Genomic DNA, 22,356 nt, shown 5'->3' with positions numbered 1-22,356 from the left:
GGAAAGAGCAGGCCGTGCGTTGCTCACGATTGCATTTGCATGTCGCTGCGGCGCAGGCTCAAGGTGGCGATCAGCGTGCAGCCGATGCATGCCGACGCATACAGGTAGAAACCGCTTTCATGGCCGATGCTCTTGAACCAGAGCCCGACGTAACCGGCCGTGCCGCCGAATACGGCCGTCGCGATGGCATACGGCACGCCCACGCCCAGCGCCCGCAACCGCGCGGGAAACAGTTCGGCTTTCATGACGGAGCATACGGACGTGTAGCCGGACACGATCATCAGAGCGAGCGTGAGCAGCAGGAACGCGGTTGTTGTGCTGTGTGTGCGCGCAAGCGCCGTGAGCAGCGGCCAGGTGGCGAACGTGCCGCCCATGCCGAACCACAACAACAGCGCGCGTCGCCCGATACGATCCGACAGCGCGCCGAAGAGCGGCTGCATGACCATGAACAGCGTCAGCGTGGACAGCGAAAGCCACGCGCTCGTCTGCGCGCTCAGTCCGACCGTATTGACGAGGTAGTTGTGCATATAAACCGTGTAGGTGAAGAATGCGAGCGTGCCGCCCGTGGTCAGCCCGAACACGAGCAAAACGGGCCGCCAGTGCTCGCGCAGTGCCGACAGCGACACGCCGCGCTTGTCTTTCTCGCCGAGCGCGCGGAAGTCCGGGGTTTCATCGATATTTCGGCGCACCCACCACGCCACCAGCGCGAGCGCCGCGCCGGTGATGAAGGGCACGCGCCAGCCCCAGTCAATCAGTTCCGCACGCGGAATCAGCGCCTGCAACACGACCTGCACGAGCGTCGCGAGCAACTGGCCGAGAATCAGCGTGACGTAGTGAAAGCTGCTGTAGAAGCCACGATGGCCGGGCTTCGCGATCTCGCTCAGGTACACCGAACTCGCGCCGTACTCGCCGCCGAGGGAAAAGCCCTGCACGAGCCGCGCGAGCAGCAAGACGAGCGGCGCGGCCATGCCAATCTGCGGATAGGTCGGACACAGGCCGATGGCGAGCGAGCCCGCGCACATCAGGATGACGGATAGCGTGAGCGCGGAGCGGCGTCCGCGCCGGTCGGCATACAGGCCGATCAGCCAGCTTCCGACCGGCCGCAGCAGAAAGCCGATCGCGAAGATCGCCGCCGTCGAAAGCAACTGAATGGTGCGGTTCTCGCGGGGAAAAAACGACGCGGCGAAGAAGATGGAGAAGGTCGTATAAACGTGAAAGTCGTACCACTCGATGAGATTGCCGATGGAACCGCCCGCAATCGAGCGCAGCGCGCTGTGGCGACGTAGCGGACGCGTTGCGGCGTCGAGATCCGCAGGTATCGGTTCGTGCATGGTTGTCTCCTTGTATTGTGGGAACGGCGTATGCGTCAGATCCACGCCAACGGCGCGCCGTCGTGCGGTCGCTGCTTCAGCGCGCGAGGTTCAGCAGCGGTTCGCCTCGATGCCAGCGCGCGAGGTTGTCGAGCCAGATGCGGCCGACGGCTGCATACTGGCTATCTGCCTGTCCCGCCATATGCGGCGTGAGAATCACGTTCGGCATATCCCACAAGGGCGATGCCGCACTCAGTGGTTCGTGCTCGAACACGTCGAGATAGGCGCCCGCCAGTGCACCGCTACGCAGCGCGGCGATCAGATCCGCTTCGACCACGACCTCGCCGCGCGCGACGTTGACCAGATGTGCCTGCTTCGGGAGAAGCGCGAGACGGCTTGCGTCGATCAGCTTCGTCGTCTGCGGCGTGAGCGGGCAGGCGAGTACAAGCCAGTCGGCGCGCGGCAGCACGTCATCAAGCATCGAGAAATCGACGAAGCTTTCGCCCTGTGCCACGCGGCGTACGACGATGACGGTCATGTCGAGCGCCTCGAGCAAGCGGGCGAGCCGTTGACCGATTGCGCCGTAGCCCACGATCACCGCGGTCTGACCGGCGAGATCGCGCGGGGCGGCATCGAGCAGCAACGGACGCCATGCGTGTTCGCGCTGAGCTTCGTGCAGCAGCGGCAGGCGGCGTGCAAGCGCCAGTAGACCGGCGAGCGTCGCATGGGCGACCGTGCGGGCGTTTGCGCCGGAAGACGACGTCACCTGTACGCCGCGTTGCAACATTTCGACGAAGATCGGGCGATCGACCCCCGCGGAATGAGCATGCACCCAGCGCAGGTTCGGCGCAGCGCGCAGCGCGTCGTAGAAGTGGCGGGTTTCCTGCGTCAAATCGTGCTTGGTCGAGCGGCCCGTCACGTCCCGGCTCACGAACGCGATATGCGCGTCGGCGCTCGATGCGTCGGCAGGCGACAGCCGGCGGAAAGGCGTTGCGCCAAGCGTTCGCGCGATCTCGCCGTCGAAGTGGCGCGCGGCCACATCGGAGAGAAGGATATTCAGGGCCTGCATTGTCTCCATCACGCTCATTCCCGTTATCGATACGGCGCGCCCGGATATCTGGAATAAGCAAGGCGGGTGCGCCACGACATCATTGTGATCAAGGAGAAGGCGCGTGCTGAGCGTTTTGGTGTATGCATCGTTTCCAAAACGGGAAAGCTCCGGCATCTGCGTGAACTCGCATGTGTCATCGGATAGCCAGGGCGACATTCGTTCACGGCGCGTCCTGCCTCGGGCCGCTGCCCGCTTCTTGCCGACGTGGTTGGCTGTCCTTCGATTCTGCTGATGCGGCTGACGAAGCCCGACCAGGCGCTGCAATGACGATTTGGAACAGCCGGATGTTCGATTGTGCGCAACAGGGCGGCGTGCAAGCTCCCGTCAACCTCGGCGTGTCGAAAAATCGGGCGAAATCCAAGGAGCGTAGTAACGAGGCACGGGCGACGGAAATGTCGCGAAGCCACGATCCACCGACGATCGTCTACCGCCGAACGCGTAACATACGTGGCATCGTGCTTTGATTACGGGGTCATTTCATGTCTGTTCGGGCCGTCATATTCGATTTCGACCTCACTCTGGCGTATTCGTCGGCTGCGATCGTCGAGTGCACCGAGTACGCGCTGCAGCTGCTTGGCGCGGCCGGCCCGACGCCCGCGCAGATCGGCGCCGTAATCGGGCTGCCGCTGCCGCAGATGTTCCGTTCGCTGACCGGTGAAGCCGACTCGACGCGCGCCGACGCGTTCGCGCGGCACTTCGTTGCGCGCGCCGACGAGATCATGGTGCCCGGCACCCGCATCTATCCGGAAGTGCCGGCGCTGCTCGCGGCGTTGCGCGAGCAGGGGCTCGCGGTGGCGATCGTATCTTCCAAGTTTCGTTACCGGATCGAAGCGATTCTCGAACGCAACGGCTTGCAGCCGCTGGTGGACGTGCTGGTCGGCGGGGAAGACGTGCAGCGCCACAAGCCGGACCCTGAAGGGCTCGTGCAGGCGCTGGCGCGGCTCGGGCTGCCTGCCGCCGCGGCGCTCTACGTCGGCGACCATGCGGTGGACGCGCAAGCGGCCGAGCGCGCCGGCGTGCCGTTCGTCGGCGCGGTGAGCGGCATGACGCCATTCGACGCGTGGGCGCGTGCCGGCAAGCACGCGGTGCAGACGCATATCGGCGAACTGGCCGGCATCGTGCTGCAGATGCGGGATCCGGCCGCGCAGACGCGGGTCGACGCCGGGCGCGGGATGCAGCCAGCCAGCTGACCGGTTTGCGCGACGAGACGGCTGCGCGCGACGGATTCTGCGACGATCGCCGTTCAAGTCATATCCCGACCCCGACCGCGAGCCCGTGCCATGTCCGTCATGTCCCGCATTTTCGTCGTGTTTGCCCGTATCCGGCTCGCGTGTGTGCACTCGGCCGCTCGAGCGCGGTCATACGCGCTTCCGCTCGCGATAGCCTGCGCTGCCGTCGGCCTGTCGGGCGGCGCGCGTCCGGCCGAAGTCGTCACACCCGCGCAGCGTGCGCGTCTCGAAGCGCCGGTGAAGGTCGTCGCCGACCAGCGCGTGGCCGTCGACACGCCGCAGGGCAGCGCGATGCTGCCCGTGTACGCCGACCATCCGGTCGACCAGGCGGCGCCCGACGTCACGCGCGTGTTCATCGTGATTCACGGCACGCTGCGCAACGCCGATACGTATTACGCATCGGGACGCAAGGTCGTCGAGAAGGCCGGCGCGGCAGGCAACGGCACAATGGTCGTCGCGCCGCAGTTCCTGACACCGGCCGATACGCGCGCGTTCTCGTTGCCCGCATCGACGCTCGCGTGGACCCAGGAAGGATGGAAGGGCGGCGAACCCGCGCGCCAACCGGGCCCGATCAGCTCGTTTGCCGCGCTCGACGCGCTGCTCGCGCATTTCGCCGACCGCAGCCTGTACCCGTCGCTGACAACGGTCGTCGTGATCGGCCACTCCGCCGGCGCGCAGTTGCTGCAGCGTTACGCAGTGGCCGGGCGCGAAGGCGACGCGCTCTCGCGAGCCGGCATCGCCGTGCGCTACGTGGTCGCGAACCCGTCGAGTTACCTGTATTTCGACGACGAACGTCCGAATGCCGGCGCGATCGCGGGCGATACCTGCCCGCGCGCGACGGAATGGAAATACGGGCTGAAGTCGGCGCCGCCTTACGTTGCGTCGCAGGACGTGCGCGAACTCGAAGCCCGCTACGTCGCGCGCCATGTCGTGTACCTGCTCGGCCAGGCCGACACGAACCCGACCACGCACTTCATCGACCGTTCGTGCGCGGCCATGGCGCAAGGCCCGTACCGGCTCGCGCGCGGGCTCGCCTATTTCGATTACCTGAAGAAACGGCATCCGGACGATCTCGCGCAGCAGGTCGTCGAAGTACCGGGCGTCGGGCATGACGGCCTCGGCATGTTCACGTCTGCTTGCGGGATGGCCGTGCTGTTCGGGCAGGCATTGCCGCAGTCGTGTCCGGTCGTGGCGGGCACCGCGGCGGACTGGCGTGCGCCCGACGAAAATCGATCGATCAGAAAAATGCAGGAATCGGCAAGATAAATTCATTTCCCCGCGCGGCCTTTGCGGTTCAGGATGATGGCGTTCCCAGGCGCTCCCCATGAACATCACGATCTTCGACGATTCTCGCAAGCCGGATGGGCAGCCGATCCACGCAGTCCCCCCGGACGTCTCCGAGCGTGAAACGGCATCTATCGAGCCGTTGATTCTCGATCTGCTCGAATGGATCGGCCCCGGCGCGCGGCCGTACGACGAGGTGATCGACGCGTGGCGCACGTCGTGCCCGCGCCTGCCGGTGTGGGAGGAGGCGTGCGCGCGCGGCTACCTGGTCCGCCATCATGTGCCGGGCGGCGTGGCCGAGGTGGAAGTGAGCGAAGCCGGCCGCGCGCATATCCGGGCCGCGCGCGCCTGACCGTGCCGGGCAGGCGGCGCGCGGCGGTGTCTCCCGCGCGTCATGCCGTTTTTTCCGTGACCGGCGCGGCGTCCGGATCGAACACCGTCAAGCCTTCCGTCGGGTCGGTCGGCAGGTCCCACGGCCGGGCGGCGATGGCCCGTTTCGCCGCGTCGTAGCCAGCCTGCCGGCGGGCCGCGATGCCGGCAGGCGTGAAATCGATGTCCTTCCACTGATTGTCGCCGTCGAGCCGCGGCGCGGCGAGCTTGATCAGGTGCATCGTGGTTTCGCATCCCCACGCGGCGAGCCGTCGCACGGCCGGCGACGCGCGTTCGGCTTCCGGCACGTGCCGGACCAGTTCGCGGATCACGTGGCGCAGCCGGTGGATCTGCTGCTGACGCGCGATGTGGCTGTCGGTGCGGCTCGCGTACTGGATGTCCTTCTGTCGTTCCGACACCTGCCAGATGCTCTCGGGCTCCGGGCCGGCCGGATTCCACATCTGGACGGAGAAGATGACCGAGCTGCGGCGCGGGTTGTCGTCGAGCACGACCTCGACCGGCGTATTCGAATACACGCCGCCGTCCCAATACGGCGCGCCGTCGATCCGTATCGCCGGGAACGCGGGCGGCAGCGCGCCCGAGCTGATGATGTGCTCGACCCCGAGCCGCGTGTCGCGCGAATCGAAATAGCGCATCGTGCCCGTACACGCATTGACCGCGCTGACGGTCAGGCGCGGATGGCCGGCGTTCAGCAAGTCGGAATCGATCAGCGACGCCAGCGTGTCGCGCAGCGGCGCGATCCGGTAGTACGACGCGCGATCGACGCCGAGCCGCACCATCGGCCCGAGCCACGACGCCGGATTGGGCTGGAAGAATCCAGAGATGCCGCCGCCGATGATCATCAGCTCGGCCAGCGCCCGGTCCCAGCCGGGCAGCAGCGGCGGGACGTCGAAGCGGGTCCGCTCCGTCACGCGATGCCAGAATGCCGATAGCTGGTCGTAGCGCCGTTCCGGCGGATTCCCCGCGATCAGCGCCGCGTTGATCGCGCCGATCGACGTGCCGACCACCCAGTCGGGCCGGATCCCGGCTTCGTCCATCGCCTGGAAGACACCAAGCTGGAACGCGCCCAGTGCGCCGCCGCCCTGAAGCACGAGCACGACTTGCCCGGGGAGGTCCATTCGTGCCGGCTGGCTCACGGTCATGGCTTGCCTCGCTGCGTGTGACGGTGGATCGGAACCGAACAGTTCGATTCAGTTTAGGCGATCGACGGCACGGGGGCGCCCGCTGCGCAATGGCGGCTTGCGTTTCTTGCTGCCGCCCGGCGGCACGCGCATCAGGTTGACGCCGAAATCGCGCAGGCTGCCGGCGTCGCCGAGACGCTGGCGGATGCGCTGCGCGCGCGGCGCATCGAACGGCCGCGGGTAGCCGCTGCCGCGGCGTTCGGGCACCGTACCGAGATCGATTCGGGGCATGGGCGGCTCCGTGTGCGTCGCGGGCGAAAGGGGCGACGGTCATTGCAGGCAGCTGCCGCCCGCCGTTCGCCCGCGCGTTTCGTGGCGGGCCGCGTCATTCGACGGTGATCGTCTCCTTCATGTACGGATGAATGCCGCAGAACACCTTGTAGACGCCCGGTTTGTCGAAGCGGAATGCGTACGTTTCGTCCTGGTCGAGCGCCTTCGAATGAAAGATGCCGGCGTCGTTGACGACGGTGTGCGGCTCCGCGTCGAGGTTCTTCCACGTGATCGTCGTGCCGGCCTTGATCGTGGTCGACATCGGCGAAAACATGAAATTGCGGATCGTCACGAGCGGGCCGGTCGGGCCCTGCGCGAACGCGGCGGGCGGCGTGCCGGCGGCCGCGCCGCACAGCATCAGCATTGCGATGATTCGAGACGGCTTGAAGCGGATCATGTCGGTCTCCTTATATTTGTCAGGCGAGCGTCGCATCGTGCAGCGACGACGCAACCGGATGGCCGGCGAATTCGACGGTCGTCACGCCGAGCATCGACGGCAGCCGGTCGTGCGGCACCGTGAGCGGCACGGGGCCCGGCCCGTTGCCGGCCGTCGGCTGCGGGAACGCGGTCGAGCGGGCGGTATGGAATGTCACGTTGCCCTCGACCTTCGACACGATCTGATGGATATGCCCGTTCAGCACGGTGACCGAGCCGAAGCGGCGCAGCAGCGCCATCGTCTGAGGCGCGTCGCCGGTGCCCCAGCCCCACGGTTCGTAGATGGTCCACATCGGCATGTGCGAGAACACGACGATCGGCGTGCTCGACGAGCGACCTTTCAGGTCCTGCGCGAGCCACGCGAGCTGCTCGTCGCCGAAGCTGCCGAGCCCGTTCGGCTTGAAGTGCATCACGTTGACGAGGGCAATGAAGTGCACGCCCGCGTGATCGAAGCCGTAATAGCCGCGGTTGTCCGACGCCTTGCCGAACCGGCCGAAATATTCGGCGCCCGAACCGTCGGTGACGTCGTGTTCGCCGGGCACCGTATGCAGTTCCGGCACGCGCAGCGCGGACAGCAACTGCGACGCGTGGTCGAATTCCTCGGGCTTGGACAAATGCGTGATGTCGCCGGTGTGGATCGCCAGCGCGGGCAGTGCAGGCATCCCGTTGACGAGGTCGATCGTCTGTTTCAGCGTGGCCGACACGTCGGGATTCGCGTCCTTGTTGAAGCCGATGTGCGTATCGCTGATCTGCACGAACAGCGGCCGGCCCGCATCGGCCGGGCGCGCGTCGCCGGTCTGCGCGAGCGCGAGGTCGAACGGCGTGAGGATGCCGCCCGACAGCGTGAACAGCGTGCCGAGCCCGCCGAAGGCCATGCATTGCAGGGCCTTGCGACGCGACGGGCGGGTGGGGGTCGATGAAGACATGGAAGCCTCGCATTCGTGTGACGAAACCGGACGGCCGGATCGTCCAGGAATAAGCCGGCGCCTTCCCATGCGATACCGGCGAAGCGGCGAATTTATTCCCGACCGTTGCGAAGTCGAACACCCGGGTTGGCGGCTGGCGGCACGATGCGCGATTCCCGCCGGATGGCCTGTCAATGTCCTGTAAGTGACACGTCACATTTGCGTCACGACCGCCCGATAGCCTCCCACTCCGAATCACCTCTCCGGAGCCCTTCATGCCGAACCTCGCGGCAACGGATACGGGCGGTGCGGTCGGTCACCGCCTGCGCACCCTCAGCCTCGCGCTGTTTTCTCTGGTCATTGCCGGCGGCATCGCCCTTGTCGGCATCCGCCCCGGTGTCGATCTCCGCCTCGTCAAGGAAGGCTCCGTGCTGCCGATCGCGCCGTCGGCCATCCCGTACCGCGCACCGCACGGGCTGTCCTGATTCGCACCGCGGCTGCGACGCCTGGCTGCGCGGCATGCGGCCGGACCCATCGATTTTCAATTCAACACAAGACGCTACCGATGGATATCAGTTTCTTCGATCCGAATCGCACCGCCAACGCGTCCGCGTGGCGCGTGCTGCCCAACCGCTGGGACGCGGTCGCGTTTCCGCTGATCATCGGCATACTCGCGATGGCGATCGTCGGTTTTCACCAGACGATGGCGCCGATCGGCGTGCTGCAGACGCAGAAGATCTCGCTCGATCCGTCGAACCTGCCCGAATACGCGTTGCGCACCACGCTGCGGATGCTCGCCGCGATGATCGCGTCGCTCGCGTTCACGCTCGTCTACGGCACGCTCGCCGCGAAAAGTCGCCGCGCGGGCATGGTGCTGATCCCGATCCTCGACATCCTGCAGTCGGTGCCGGTGCTCGGCTACATCTCGTTTACCGTCACGTTCTTTCTCGCGCTGTTTCCGGGCCGCGTGCTCGGCGCCGAGCTGGCCGCGATCTTCGCGATCTTCACGAGCCAGGCATGGAACATGACGTTCAGCTTCTACCAGTCGCTGCGCACGGTGCCGCGCGACCTGAGCGAAGTGTCGCGCGGCTTTCACCTGACGCCGTGGCAGCGCTTTTGGAAGCTGGAAGTGCCGTTCTCGATGCCGGGCCTGATCTGGAACATGATGATGTCGATGTCGGGCGGCTGGTTCTTCGTCGTCGCATCGGAAGCGATCACCGTCGGCAACCAGACGATCACGCTGCCGGGCATCGGCGCGTATCTCGCGCAGGCGATCTCCGACAAGAATCTCGGCGCGGTCGGGTGGGTGATCGTCGCGATGTCGGTCGTGATCCTCGCCTACGACCAGTTCCTGTTCCGCCCGCTCGTCGCGTGGGCCGACAAGTTCCGGATGGAGAACACCGCGTCGGTTTCGCGCGTGCGCTCGTCGTCGATCCGACGATCCTGCTGATGGACGAGCCGTTTTCCGCACTCGACGTGCTGAGCGCCGAAACGCTGCGTACCGACCTGCTTGATCTGTGGACGCAAGGCCGCATGCCGATCAAGTCGGTGCTGATCGTCACGCACAACATCGAGGAAGCGGTGTTCATGTGCGACCGCATTCTCGTGCTGTCGTCGAATCCGGGCCGCGTGATCGCCGAGATCAAGGTGCCGTTCAGGCATCCGCGCAACCGGCTCGACACCGATTTCCGCAAGCTGGTCGACGATATCTACGCAAAGATGGCCGCGCGTCAGACCGGCGAGGCGACGAAGAAGGGGCTCGAACTTGGCAGCTGGATGCCGCGCGTGTCGACGAACCTGATGGCCGGCCTGATCGAGACGCTCGCGATGGCGCCGTACCACGGGCGCGCCGACATGCCGGAAATCGCGCGCTCGCTGCATCTGGAGGTCGACGAACTGTTTCCGATCGCGGAAGTGCTGCAGCACCTCTGTTTCGCGGACGTGCGCGAAGGCGACGTGTTCCTGACGCCGCCCGCGCGCGTGTTCGCGGAATTCGGCACGCAGGAACGCAAGCTGATGTTCGCCGGATCACTTGCTGAAGCACGTGCCGCTCGCTGCCCGGATCCGGAAGGTGCTGAACGAGCGTCCGGGCCATCGTGCGCCGCGCGTGCGCTTCGAACAGGAGCTGGAGGATTTCCTGTCCGACGAAGCGGCGGAGGAAACGCTCGATGCGGTGATCGACTGGCGGCGGTACGGGGAGGTCTTTTCGTACAACGACAAGACGGAAGCGTTCAGTCTCGAGGATGTCGACTCGTAAAGTCGGAAAGTAGATATGTAGGGCGCGACATTCCTCCGTCACCGATGTCGCGTCGACGTCGGGGCGTGACAATTTTCTACATTTAAAAATTCGGTTATTTATCAGGTCAATGGATTGATGCCGTTCGACATGTCGAGGATTCACATGGGATTTTTTGGATATTGTTCTGTATAAAATCTACTTGAATTTCGAAAGGGTCGGATTTCTCCGGTGGTGGCGGGAAGCCCTCGTTGTAGCAGCATGAAAGTGTATCTTTCCTCTTCATTGGCTCGATTTTGGCAGTGCTTGTGGAGATCGTTGTTTGAGGTAATGAGAGATAAGGAAAAATAGAAATTGTATTAAAAGTAAATAAAAATTCATAAAATAAATAAGTGATTTTGCAGATTATGTAAAGATTCCGAATTGCCGGATATGTGACCGGTATGTGTTCATCTTCGTGAACACATGCTTCACTGGCGAGAGCGTTGTGGCACTGCGTCCCTGAATGCGTGAATGGGCGAACGTGCCGGTGTAAAACCTCTCGTTCAACGGCAACCATGCGAACCATTCAGGATGTACTGAAACACCCCAATTCGGTCGTTACCCAACCACTGCATATCGAGATCGCGGCGCTCGATGTGCCGGTCTCCGTTCTGTCATTCGTTCTTACCGAGGAAATGAATACGCGATTCCTCGCGGACATCATCGTGACCTCGCGGGACAAGCGGATCGATGGTGCGATGATTGTGGGCCAGCCGGCAGTCTTCACGATCGAGGAACACGCTTCCGTGCCGTCGATGGCGGCCGTGATCGATCCGGTTCGGCATGCGGTGCGTACCGTGCACGGCGTCGTAACGCAATGGACTCGCATCAAAACGTCTCGCGACGAAGCGAGCTACCAAGTCCATCTGAAGCCGCGTTTCGCGCTGCTTGAAGAGGTGCACGATTCGGCCGTATTGCTGGACAGGTCGTTTCGCGAGTTGCTGAGCGACATGATCGTCGATCGTGACTTGTTCCAATCCTTCGACGTCGAGTTCGAGCTGGAAGGGCTCAACGGGAAGCTCGAGCAAACCGTGATGTACGAAGAGACGGTCGCGAACTTTATCGACCGGCACTGCCGGCGCGCGGGTGTCTATTACTACTTCAAGCAGGCGAAGAAGGAAGATGGCCCGCAACGCGACACGTTGGTGTTCGGCAATACGCCGCGGGGCTATATGCGAGCGCTCGAGGTGCCGTTGATGCCGCATTTCGGTCTGACGAGCTGGCACGAGGCGATTCTGACGCTGGAAGTCACGCGCGCGCTGGTGCCGCAGACGGTGCGCGAATGGGATCGCAACTACCGCATACCCGACGATCCGCTGCAAGTCGAATCGCTCGTGGCCCATGACGACCGCTCGGTCTATGGGAGCGTCAACCGCAGCATCGAGCACTTCCATTCGGTCGAGGAAGGACAGGCGCTGGCTGACGCGCGGCGTGACGAACTGCTCACGCGGCAGATTCGGCTCACGGGCACGAGTAACGTCATCGGCATGACGCCTGGCATGGTGGTGCGGATCACCAATGACGAGGTGCAGGAGGCGCCGCACGGGATGGTGATCACGAAGCTCGTCACGACCGGCAGCCGGAGCCAGTCGGTGGTCAACACCTTCGAAGCGATCCCCGCACATCAGACCTACCGGCCTGAATACGTTCCTGAAAAGCATTGGCGATGGATCGCCGGCATGCTGATCGGTGTGGTCGAGTCCGGCGATGACGAGCCGTACGCTTGGGTGGACGAGTATGGCCGCTATCGCGTCAGGCTCCTGTTCACCCGGCACAGCGGCAAGCGTGGCACGAACAGCATGCCATTGCGCGTGCTGCGTACATCCGCGTCGTACCAGGGCGGCCTGCACATCCCCTTGCTGCCGCGGTCCGAAGTACGCGTCGTCGCGACCCAGGGAAATTGCGACCGTCTGCTGATCGCGGGGCCCTGCATGACCATGCGCGTCGCGACCTCGTCCACGGCAAGGAGGGCTGGTATAGCCGCGCCGTGTTTCGCTCGCCATTGCTCGGCAACAAGTTGCGTTTCGAGGATCTCAGAGACCACGAGGGCATCCGGTTGGCGACGGTGTTCGGGCAGTCGTCGCTCAATATGGGCCATCTGGTCGACAGGGACAAGAACAAGCGCGGCCAGGGCTTCGAATTGACCACGCAGAAATGGGGCACGTTGCGCGCGCCAAAGGGGCTCTTCGTTTCGGCAGACGCACCAGGTGGATCCGAGACGCCTCATCTCGACATGCCCGCCGCTATCGCGCAACTTAAGGCTGCATTGCAGCGCGTAACGGACCTTGCGGCCGCGACGACACAAGCCAGGGCCGACCGTGCGGACCGTACGACGCAGGCGGCGCTGCTCGACGGCCTCGATCAGCTTCGCGACGCGGGGTTGCTTGCGAGTGCTCCCGGCGGCATCGCATTCGTGACAGCGAAATCACTGCAGCAATCGACGGGCGAGAACGTGATCGTCACCGCAGGCCGGGACATGGACGTGAGCATCGTGAAGCGATTGCGCATGGTGGCGGGTGACCTGATCTCGCTGTGTGCGCACAAGCTCGGGATCAAGATTTTTTCGAAAGGAAAAATCGAGCTTCAGGCGCAAGGCGCTTCGATGGATCTCTTCTCCGACGAGCAATTGCACGTGTCGAGCGCTGGCGCGAATGTGCTCGTGAGCGCCAAGACGAGGGCGATGGTCGCGTGTGGCGGCGCGTCGATGACCATCGAGAACGGCAATGTCGTCTTCAATTGTCCGGGTGAATTTCGCATCAGGGCCGCCTCATTCGTGTTCGAAGGGCCGCGCCATACGTCCGTCAACTTGCCGCAACTGCCGGTGAGCGACTACTCGCCCAGCTCAAGATACGGCCACACACGGTAACGAGATGATCATCAGTCCGCCTTTTTTGCCCAAAGCCGGCCTTGCGGCCCCGACGGGGACGAGCCCCGATCCGATGATGGACGTTATAGACGAGCTCGAATGCGATCACGGCGTCTATCCGATCGCCTTCGATCGGCGCTGGCATTGCGGCATGCATCTTCAGCCCACTGAGAAGGGCGAGGTGTACGCGATCGCCGACGGAGAAGTCGTCGCCTATCGGGTCTGCCAGCATGCGTTTGACAGCGGCGCGAGCCATATCGGCTTCGTGTTGCTCAAGCATACGACCGAGACGGGTGAAGGTCGTACGCTGATCTTCTACTCACTTTATATGCATCTGCTGCCGCTGGTGGAATATATGAAGCACGGTGCGGACAAAGAGCGTTTGCCGGAATTCCTGCGCACGCCGACTGGCCCGGTGAGCAAGGGGCAGGTGACGCCGGCTGTCTCGGGAGAGGGCAACAAGGTTCGGCGCAAAGATGTGCTCGGATGGCTCGGCCAGTACGAGGGCATGCCGCATTTGCATTTCGAAATCTTCATGTTGCTGGAAGACTTTGACGCCTACTTCGGGAGCACACAGCTGGGTAACAGCACGCCTACTTCGCCGGATGGAGCCGACTGGTGGGGGCACGCGTATTTCGTCATTCCGGCAGGCAGGAACTTTCGCCGTTTGCCTGAGAAGGCCGATGCTCGAAACAAGTTGCACGGGATTGAATTCAAGCCGGGCCACGAGGGCTCGAATACCTTGCCGTTGCTTGTCGAGACCTACTTCAGCGTCGGCTCGAAATACACCAATGTTTGGAGTATGGCGCAAGACGGCACCCGAACGTTGCTTACGCCGCAACCGGTCGAGGAAAAGGACTACGAATACGACCTGTACAAGCGTGCGACGGCGCTTTATTCGTCATGCCCGAGCGACGGCTACGAGTTGCTGCGCTTCGGTCGCATCCTGTCGCCGACTCAAACACTGGCGGCAGAGGCGCGCGCGACGTGGATGCAGGTCAAATGGACGGCGGACAAGGCAGGCTACATCGATATCAATGACCCGAGTATCCAGAAGTTCTCCGATGCGGATTTCCTGTCATTTATGGGCTGGCAGAAAATCAGTGAAGGGAACACTCCGTTCGACAGTGACGGAATGTGCGATGTGGCAGCGTTGAAGGAAATACTGGACGATGCCGCTCCGCACGAGGTACCAGCCGTGAAAGATGAAACGCCGGAAGCTCACAAGGCGAGAGCACTTTCAGGGTATGTGCGAGGCAACGCCCAGGTACGGAAGCAATTGCGCGGGTTCATCTGCAACGCACCGAGTGAATGGGACAGCACGAACAACGAGGAGCGCTATGCGAGCCTGCTTGACGAGGGTGGCTACTATCACGGAAATGACAAAGGCTACAACGATTTCATGACGTATCTGAAGGAGGTTCAGTTTTGGGACAAAACGGGGCTTCCAGCGGGGCAGAAGCTTTGGTTTTTTCATCCGCTTGAATTTATTCGGCATTTCAGGAAGTGTGGGTGGATTGATAGGGATGAGTTAAAAAATATCTACCCAGATAGCCGCTATAGTCGTGATCAGCTGCCAGCTCCGAATCAATTGCGTGATAATTATTTGGGGCCGTTAAATAAGACGACTAGAAAGTATGGGCTGACATCGCCAATCAGGTTATCCCATTTTATTGGTCAAGGCGCTATTGAGAGTAATTGCTTGGCAACTATGCAGGAAACAAGCATGCTCGGAAAAATTAAGGATGGAAAGTTCTACGGTCAAGTTATCAATCCGATATCGAAAGTGCCGGAGTCTACATTGGGACATTGGTATGGTCAGAGTTCTGGTGAGGATGATGCTTGGTATCGGTCGGAAAAATTTAACAGCAAAGGTGCACGCATCGCGAGCTCGTACGACTGGCGGAATGGTAACTGTGATCGGGGCGATTCACAGAAGTTCCGTGGGAGAGGTTTCAAGCAATTGACAGGGCGAAGTAATTATGCCAGCTACTGGGTATTCAGGGGGTGGATTTCGAACTCGTCCTTTACCGAATCGTGGTGGATCGACTCAGCATTTCGTGCGCGAAATCGCGGTGGTATGACGAAGATTCCTGCAGTAATTGATAGACCTCATGATGTTGCTCTTCCTGACAACAGTATGGACAGTGGAGGGTTTTACATGAGATTCGAGCGGTCACAGGTGGCTAGGAATATCGATCGCGATTCCTCGGGGGTAGCAATTTCGGAAGCCGATCAACAAAGGGAGCGGGCGATATCGCGCGATGTTACGTATGCCATTAACGGGGGCTATACGGATTGGGAGCGACGTTTAGAGTACACGCGTTTTGTAAAGAATGTGATTTTGTAATGGGAAAATATATGTATAAATTTTGGAGGGGCTTGTTTGCGCTAATGCTGGCATCTACTGCTATTCGTGTCTATGCGGGTGGCGCTTATGAGGTGATTGGAACATCATTGAAAATCGGTGGTTCAAAAATTTGTTTGCTTGATAAGGAGGCGCGCTACGCGATTGAGAGCTTCGATAAATCCGCTGTCATGCTTTCCGAGACAACATATGTCGATAAGCATCAGCTGGATCAGTGCCAACCTGGGGTGGCGATTCACGTTCTTTCGATTCCGACGCGCGTTGGTGTGCTGTCGGATATAAATATCTCGAAGGGGATTTACGTTGCGCTTGATTTTGTTAATGTACGCCCATTTTTATATTTGGCTACAGTGGCTCGCGTCGGGACTTCAAAAAATATTGTGTCTCTGAAGGGGGCGTATGTTGCTGGTAAAAAAATCGGTGAGCTTAGGGGCACGGCTTTTAACAGTAGTGGTGAGGCGGGGGCATCGATTATTTCTCCCGATGGACGCTATGTGGCGCCAGCTGGTGAAATGGATTGCTCTAAAACATCTTATCCGGGGGTATGGGATATAAAAAATAATCGTCGTGTTGTGATGGCGAGTGGTGTCTGTGTTGGGCTCTTTAAAAAATAAAGAGAAATGGATTGGTTACAGTTTTTGCGTGATGCTTGCTGTATGGTCCCGATTCGAGTGTGCCTTAATCTGTGGCATCGGAATGATTGGCTGTTGATTTATTTAAAATTAGTGCGGGATCATTGATGGGATGGCGTCAAATGTTGACTGAAAATCAGTAGTCGGCCTTGAACAATTCGTAAAGGCTTGTGCAGCAAGGCTCGATAGCTGAACCGGTGTTGTGAGATTTGCAAGGCGCAGGCATATTGACGCGAGATTCCTGCAAATTCTGCCGAGGTTTGGATGGGCCCGAAGACGCCGACGACCGAGGGAGATTTCTTCCGCCAACGGCTGCGCGAGCAGATCAACTTGAAGCATCCGCTGGTGCGCTTGGCTGATCTGATTGATTGGGATCGGTTGAACAAGACGATGAGCGAGAGCTTCGTGTCGCACCGGGGCCGGCCGGCGAGCTCGCCGCGTCTGATTGGCGGGCTGCTGTACTTGCTGCACGCGTTCGACCTATCGGACGAAGACGTGGTCTGGCAATGGCTAGAGAACCCGTATTGGCAGGTCTTCACCGGCGAGACGTACTTGCAGACGAGGCCGCCGATCGATCCGTCGAGCCTGACGCGCTGGAGCAAGCGGCTGGGCGAAGCTGGCGTTGAGGAACTGTTGGCCGAGACGATTGAGGCGGCCAAGCGTGCCGACGTCATCAAGACGTCGAGCCTGAAACGAGTGATCGTCGATACAACGGTGATGGAAGTATCTCGAAGGGCAAAGCCCGCAGACCGTACGAGTTCGGCGTGAAGGTGTCGACCACGACGACGCACAAGGAAGGCTTGGTGGTTGGGGCGCGCTCGATGCCAGGAACCCATACGACGGGCACACGCTGGCCGAAGCGTTGGAACAGGCGGCGATCCTAAGTGATGTTCAACCGGAGATCGCTGTCGTTGATCGCGGCTACAAGGGCGTCGCCGTGGACGGCGTGAAGGTCTATCACCCCGGGTTGCGACGCGGCATCGCACGCGGCCTGCGCGCGATGATCCGACGTCGCAGTGCAATCGAGCCGGCCATTGGGCATATGAAAGCGGACGGCAGGCTCGATCGAAACTGGCTCAAGGGCGCGTTGGGCGATGCGATTCATGCGGTGCTGTGTGGCGCCGGCCACAATCTGCAGATGATCCTTCGCAGGCTGCGGCTTTTTACGTCTTGATTCTTGCGCTACTGATTGAGCGCGGGACTGCTGCCTAGATGCGATGTGACGCTCTCCCCAGAGCAAAACGAATTGTTCAGGGGCGACTACTGAAGGCCGATCTGCTCGGCAGCATGGAGACTACGATCGTGCATGGTGCTACGGTGAAACTGTCCACGCCGATGGCAGCCGACACGCAAGCCGTGGGCGTGGTGGGGTTCTTTCGTGATCAGCGTGGCGCCGAGTGGCAACGAGTGATTCCGAAGTCGCAGTCGAAGAAGACGGATCCCGTCAAGTTGGTCGTGACGGGCAACCGGATGGAGCTGGCGCCCTGAACGAGGGAATGCGACGGTGGTTGGCACGACGCGTGACATGTGCGGATTTGCAGTTCGGGATTCGAATTGCACACGCCACGAGGCCGAGCGCTGACGCCCAAGCCCGAATGGCCACACGCGATCACTCCGGCAGGTCGCGCTGGTTGGTATCCCACTCGATCCCGCCGGCATTGAGCCGCTCGATCTTTTCCATCCGCTGCCGCGCGAACTCCGGCAGCCGGTTCGTCACGGCGATCACGAGCGCCTCGGTGAGCGCCAGCGCCGGCACGTTGGTCTGCAGCATCGCGAACGGGCGCCCCTGGATCCGCAGCACGATTTCCGCGAACGCGGCGATCGGCGAGCGCCATTCGTCGGTGACCAGCAGGATCCGCGCGCCGAGCCGGTGCGCGGCCTGCGCGAAGCGGATGCTGTCCTTCTGGTAACGGCGAAAGTCGAAGATCACGAGCACGTCGTTGCGCCCCATGTCGACCAGCGCGACGGACGCGAGATTCACGTTCGGCTCGACGTACTGCACACGCGGCCGCGCATAGGCGAGCGTGAACGAGAACAGCGACGCGAGCGGCGCCGTATACCGCCCGCCGCCGCAGAAAATGCGTACGTCCGGATCGGCCAGCACCGCCACGGCCGCGTCGAACGCGGCCGCGTCGAGCCCTTCGATCGTCGCCGCGAGCGATTCGGACAGCCGCTGGAAGATCGCCGCATGACTGTCGCGCATGCCGGTTTCCGAGTGGAACGCATCCATTCGCGCGAGCGGCGAATTCATCGCGGTGTCGATCTCGTCGTGCAGCGCCTGCTGGAACGACGAGTAGTTCGGGAAACCGATCCGGACGACGAAGCGGAACACGGTCGGGTCGCTGACTTCCGCCTGCTTCGCAAACTGCGCGATGGGGCCCAGCCCGAGACTGGGATAGCGCTCCAGCAACGCCTGCGCGACCTTCTGTTCCGACGGCGTGAAGCTATCCATCTGGGATAACAACAACGCCCTGATGCTCGTCCCCATCGGTACTCCGGCTTTCTATCTGAATTGAACTGAACGACCAAACGGCAGACGGGCGTCTGCCGCCAACTGCACGCATGTTAGCCGATCGACGTGCCGCAGGCCGCGTACGGCCTGAAATTAGAGGGACGCATCACCCTTCTCAACGAATACGTTCATATGTGTAATAAATCGAACATTCATTGTCAGTCTTATCGACGTGCTTTCGCGTCAAATTCAGGGCTTACCCTAGGTTTTGGCCCAAAAAACCGAGTGCTATGATCGCGGCCTCACTGGAATGTATCGTTTATTACATGTCGGATTGGCAGCGTCGACACGTAGTTGCGCACCGGTGCATTCCCGCATGGCCCGGTTTATTCGTCTGGAGGATCCCGTCATGAGGCGGCTCGTAATACTCACCCTGTTGTCGGCGATGAGCGTGTGCGCGTTCGCCGCGTCGGACCCGGCGGTCGAAGCGAAGAACGGCATGGTCGTGTCGTCGCAGCACTTCGCGTCGCAGATCGGCGTCGACATCCTGAAGGCAGGCGGCAACGCGGTGGACGCGGCGGTCGCCGTCGGCTATGCGCAGGCGGTGACCAATTCGTGCTGCGGCAACATCGGCGGCGGCGGTTTCATGACGATCCATCTGGCCGACGGTCGCGACCGCTTCATCAATTTCCGCGAGACGGCGCCGGCCGCGGCGTCCGCGAACATGTATCTCGATGCGTCGGGCAACGTCATTCCGGAGCAGAGCCTGTACGGCTATCGCGCGGTCGGCGTGCCGGGCACGGTGGCCGGCCTCGATCTCGCGCAGCGCAAATACGGGAAGCTGACGCGCCGGCAGGTGATGGAGCCGGCGATCCGGCTCGCGCGCGACGGCTTCGTGCTGACGCGCGGCGACACCGACATTCTCGATACGACGGTCGAGCGCTTCAGGAAGGATCCGGAAGCCGCGCGCATCTTCCTGCGCCCGGACGGCTCGGCGCTGCAGCCGGGCGACCGCCTGGTGCAGAAGGATCTGGCGCGCACGCTCGAGCGCATCGCGGAGCAGGGGCCCGACGCGTTCTATCACGGCGAGATCCCGAAGATCGTCGAGGCGGCGGCGAAGCGCGGCGGCGGCGTGATCACGGCGGCCGATTTCGCGTCCTATCGCGCGCAGGACATGGCGCCGCTGACGTGCACGTATCGCGGCTACGAGTTCGTGTCGGCGCCGCCGCCGAGCTCGGGCGGCGTGACGATGTGCGAGACGCTGAACATCCTCGAAGGGTATGACCTGCGCAAGCTTGGCTACCACTCGGCCGCGGCAGTCCACTACATGACCGAAGCGATGCGCCACGCGTACGAAGACCGCAACACGCTGCTCGGCGATCCGGACTTCATCGACAACCCGATCGCGAAGCTGACGAGCAAGGAATACGCGGCACAGATCCGCAAGAGCATCCATGCCGACACGGCCACGCCGTCGGTCGACGTGCAGCCCGGTGTCGGCGTGCACGAGAAGCCAGAAACGACGCATTACTCGATCGTCGACCATGACGGCAATGCGGTGTCGACGACCTATACGGTCAACGGCCGCTTCGGCGCCGTGGTCATCGCGCCCGGCACGGGTTTCTTCCTGAACGACGAGATGGACGACTTCACCGTGAAGGTCGGCGCGCAGAACCTGTTCGGCCTCGTGCAGGGCACGCGCAACTCGATCGCGCCGGGCAAGCGCCCGCTGTCGTCGATGGCGCCGACCATCGTGAAGAAGGACGGCAAGGTGTTCATGGTGGTCGGCTCGCCGGGCGGCTCGCGCATCATCACGATCACGCTGCAGACCGTGCTGAACGTGATCGACTACGGGATGACGCCGCAGGACGCGGTCGCCGCGCCGCGCATCCATCACCAGTGGCTGCCCGACGCGGTCTATTACGAAACCTACGGCCTGTCGCCCGACACGCTCGCGATCCTGCGCAACATGGGCTACAAGATGGTCGAGCAGACGCCGTGGGGCGCCGCCGAGCTGATCATGGTCGGCCTGCCGGGCACCGAAGCGGCGAGCCGTCAGAGTTCCGGGAACGATTCGTCCGTGTCCGGCAACGTGCGTGTCGGCTTCATCTACGGCTACAACGACCCGCGCCGTCCGGCCGGCTCGGCGATCGGCTACTGACCCGACCGTTTCATCCCGAATCGCTGCCGCCGGCGTTCGCGTTGCCGCGAATGCCGGTGCGGCGGCAGCGCGTCCGGCGGCGGACATCCGCCAGCCCGATCGGCGCGCGCGCCTCTTTTCCGCCAACTCCATCGCCACTCGGCGAATTCCGTCATGAACAAACGAATGTCTGCGGCAGGCTGGATCCTGCTCGCCATGGCAGCCGGCATCCTGATCGGCTACCTGATCTACACGCAGCTTCCGGACAAGCAATCGGCCGCGGAAATCGCCGGCTACATCTCGCTCGTGTCCGACGTGTTCCTGCGGCTGATCAAGATGGTGATCGGGCCGCTGGTGTTCTCGACGCTGGTCGTCGGCATCGCGCACATGGGCGACGCGGCGTCGGTCGGGCGCGTGTTCGCGAAAGCGTTCGGCTGGTTCGTCACCGCGTCGCTCGTCTCGCTGCTGCTGGGCCTGCTGATGGCGAACCTGTTGCGGCCCGGCGAGAACCTCGGCCTGCCGCTGCCGGACATCGGCGCGTCCGCGCATCTGGCGACGTCCAAGTTCACGCTGAAGGATTTCGTCGGCCATATGGTGCCGAAGTCGATCGCCGAGGCGATGGCGAACAACGAAATCCTGCAGATCGTCGTGTTCTCGCTGTTCTTCGGCGTGGCGCTTGCCGCGCTCGGCGAGCGCGGCAAGATTCTCGTCGCCGCGATCGACCAGCTCGCGCACGTGATGCTGAAGATCACCGGCTACGTGATGAAGCTCGCGCCGCTCGCGGTGATGGCAGCGATGGCGTCGACCGTCGCGGTCAACGGGCTGTCGATCCTGCTGAAGTTCGCGGTGTTCATGGGCGACTTCTACGCGAGCCTCGTGCTGCTGTGGGCCGCACTCGTCGCGGCCGGGCTGCTGTTCCTCGGCCGCCGCGTGTTCAAGCTGCTCGCGTTGATCAAGGAAGCGTTCATGCTGTCGTTCGCGACGGCCAGTTCCGAAGCCGCGTATCCGAAGATTCTCGACGCGCTCGACCGCTTCGGCGTGAAGCGCAAGATCTCCAGTTTCGTGATGCCGATGGGTTATTCGTTCAATCTCGACGGCTCGATGATGTACTGCACGTTCGCGTCGCTGTTCATCGCGCAGGCGTACAACATCCACCTGTCGCTCGGCACGCAGATCACGATGCTGCTGGTGCTGATGCTCACGTCGAAGGGAATGGCCGGTGTGCCGCGCGCGTCGCTCGTCGTGATCGCGGCGACGCTGCACCAGTTCAACATCCCGGAAGCCGGGCTGCTGCTGATTCTCGGGGTCGACACGTTCCTCGACATGGGCCGCTCGGCCACCAATGCGGTCGGTAACTCGATCGCGAGCGCGGTAGTCGCGAAGTGGGAGGGCGAGCTGATGTCGGAGTCCGAAGCACGCGCGCATGCCGCGCATCTCGATGCCGAACTCGAACGGCAGAACGGCGATCCGGCCTATGGCGCCGGTCAGACCACGGCGACCTGACG

General features: G+C 62.4%; 15 protein-coding genes and 5 pseudogenes. 13 read left to right on the top strand and 7 right to left on the bottom strand.

Annotated elements, in window-relative coordinates; genetic code table 11:
• Nucleotides 1-23 precede the first annotated feature (23 nt).
• Nucleotides 24-1,331, bottom strand: a complete 1,308-nt coding sequence (locus tag QZM15_RS04545; RefSeq protein WP_302105903.1) for an MFS transporter — start codon at nucleotides 1,329-1,331, stop codon at nucleotides 24-26.
• Nucleotides 1,332-1,407: 76 nt separating this feature from the next.
• The gene (locus tag QZM15_RS04540) at nucleotides 1,408-2,397 is read right to left on the bottom strand and encodes a D-2-hydroxyacid dehydrogenase (RefSeq protein ID WP_302105902.1); all 990 of its coding nucleotides are present in this window, start codon (nucleotides 2,395-2,397) and stop codon (nucleotides 1,408-1,410) included.
• Nucleotides 2,398-2,900: 503 nt separating this feature from the next.
• Here QZM15_RS04540 and QZM15_RS04535 point away from each other — a divergent pair.
• From QZM15_RS04535 to QZM15_RS04525, 3 genes are all read left to right on the top strand, one after another.
• Nucleotides 2,901-3,611, top strand: a complete 711-nt coding sequence (locus QZM15_RS04535; RefSeq protein ID WP_302105900.1) for an HAD family hydrolase — start codon at nucleotides 2,901-2,903, stop codon at nucleotides 3,609-3,611.
• Between the two features lie 99 nt (nucleotides 3,612-3,710).
• On the top strand, nucleotides 3,711-4,916 hold the full coding sequence (locus QZM15_RS04530) for an alpha/beta hydrolase (protein WP_302105996.1): 1,206 nt from the start codon (nucleotides 3,711-3,713) through the stop codon (nucleotides 4,914-4,916).
• Between the two features lie 58 nt (nucleotides 4,917-4,974).
• Entirely contained in the window at nucleotides 4,975-5,286 is a 312-nt protein-coding gene (locus tag QZM15_RS04525) for a 3-phosphoglycerate dehydrogenase (protein ID WP_302105899.1), read from the top strand.
• Between the two features lie 40 nt (nucleotides 5,287-5,326).
• Here the strand turns inward: QZM15_RS04525 and QZM15_RS04520 are convergent, their stop codons facing one another.
• The 4 genes and pseudogenes from QZM15_RS04520 to QZM15_RS04505 form a co-directional block, all read right to left on the bottom strand.
• A complete protein-coding gene (locus QZM15_RS04520; RefSeq protein WP_302105898.1) occupies nucleotides 5,327-6,466 on the bottom strand; it encodes a patatin-like phospholipase family protein in 1,140 nt (379 codons plus the stop codon).
• A gap of 111 nt (nucleotides 6,467-6,577) precedes the next feature.
• Nucleotides 6,578-6,736: pseudogene (locus tag QZM15_RS04515) on the bottom strand (transcriptional regulator); the annotation flags it as partial.
• 94 nt (nucleotides 6,737-6,830) lie between these two features.
• On the bottom strand, nucleotides 6,831-7,172 hold the full coding sequence (locus tag QZM15_RS04510; protein WP_302105897.1) for a cupredoxin family copper-binding protein: 342 nt from the start codon (nucleotides 7,170-7,172) through the stop codon (nucleotides 6,831-6,833).
• A gap of 19 nt (nucleotides 7,173-7,191) precedes the next feature.
• Nucleotides 7,192-8,136 (bottom strand): metallophosphoesterase, encoded by a 945-nt coding sequence (locus QZM15_RS04505; protein ID WP_302105896.1) that lies wholly within the window; start codon nucleotides 8,134-8,136, stop codon nucleotides 7,192-7,194.
• 254 nt (nucleotides 8,137-8,390) lie between these two features.
• Here QZM15_RS04505 and QZM15_RS04500 point away from each other — a divergent pair, with 254 nt between their 5' ends.
• From QZM15_RS04500 to tssJ, 8 genes and pseudogenes are all read left to right on the top strand, one after another.
• Nucleotides 8,391-8,600: a phosphate transporter gene (locus QZM15_RS04500; RefSeq protein ID WP_302105895.1), complete on the top strand. Its 210-nt coding sequence runs from the start codon at nucleotides 8,391-8,393 to the stop codon at nucleotides 8,598-8,600.
• 80 nt (nucleotides 8,601-8,680) lie between these two features.
• Nucleotides 8,681-9,523: pseudogene (locus QZM15_RS04495) on the top strand (ABC transporter permease subunit); the annotation flags it as partial.
• Nucleotides 9,517-10,372: pseudogene (locus QZM15_RS04490) on the top strand (AAA-associated domain-containing protein); the annotation flags it as partial. The pseudogenes QZM15_RS04495 and QZM15_RS04490, both read left to right, overlap by 7 nt.
• A 536-nt stretch (nucleotides 10,373-10,908) precedes the next feature.
• Nucleotides 10,909-13,259 (top strand): annotated as a pseudogene (locus tag QZM15_RS04485) (type VI secretion system Vgr family protein).
• 4 nt (nucleotides 13,260-13,263) lie between these two features.
• Nucleotides 13,264-15,609, top strand: a complete 2,346-nt coding sequence (locus QZM15_RS04480) for a peptidase M23 (RefSeq protein ID WP_302105894.1) — start codon at nucleotides 13,264-13,266, stop codon at nucleotides 15,607-15,609.
• Between the two features lie 11 nt (nucleotides 15,610-15,620).
• Complete coding sequence (locus tag QZM15_RS04475; protein WP_302105893.1) at nucleotides 15,621-16,241, top strand: hypothetical protein; 621 nt, start codon at nucleotides 15,621-15,623, stop codon at nucleotides 16,239-16,241.
• Nucleotides 16,242-16,523: 282 nt separating this feature from the next.
• Nucleotides 16,524-17,433, top strand: a pseudogene (locus QZM15_RS04470) (transposase).
• 38 nt (nucleotides 17,434-17,471) lie between these two features.
• Nucleotides 17,472-17,747, top strand: coding sequence for a type VI secretion system lipoprotein TssJ (gene tssJ / locus QZM15_RS04465; protein ID WP_226225317.1), 276 nt, complete (start codon nucleotides 17,472-17,474; stop codon nucleotides 17,745-17,747).
• A 121-nt stretch (nucleotides 17,748-17,868) separates the two neighbouring features.
• Here tssJ and QZM15_RS04460 read toward each other — a convergent pair whose 3' ends face one another.
• Nucleotides 17,869-18,747 carry a MurR/RpiR family transcriptional regulator gene (locus QZM15_RS04460; RefSeq protein ID WP_089465643.1) on the bottom strand — a complete coding sequence of 293 codons (879 nt, stop codon included), beginning with the start codon at nucleotides 18,745-18,747 and terminating at the stop codon, nucleotides 17,869-17,871.
• Nucleotides 18,748-19,120: 373 nt separating this feature from the next.
• Between QZM15_RS04460 and ggt the strand changes: the two genes are divergently transcribed.
• The gene (gene ggt, locus QZM15_RS04455; protein WP_302105891.1) at nucleotides 19,121-20,872 is read left to right on the top strand and encodes a gamma-glutamyltransferase; all 1,752 of its coding nucleotides are present in this window, start codon (nucleotides 19,121-19,123) and stop codon (nucleotides 20,870-20,872) included.
• A 153-nt stretch (nucleotides 20,873-21,025) separates the two neighbouring features.
• Complete coding sequence (locus QZM15_RS04450; protein ID WP_059584840.1) at nucleotides 21,026-22,354, top strand: dicarboxylate/amino acid:cation symporter; 1,329 nt, start codon at nucleotides 21,026-21,028, stop codon at nucleotides 22,352-22,354.
• The last annotated feature ends 2 nt before the right edge of the window (nucleotides 22,355-22,356 follow it).

It is taken from the genome of Burkholderia sp. AU44665, from assembly GCF_030504405.1.
Classification (GTDB): Bacteria; Pseudomonadota; Gammaproteobacteria; order Burkholderiales; family Burkholderiaceae; genus Burkholderia; species Burkholderia semiarida.
The sequence above is the reverse complement of the archived record's forward strand: the minus strand, read 5'-3'. Positions and strand labels throughout refer to the sequence as shown.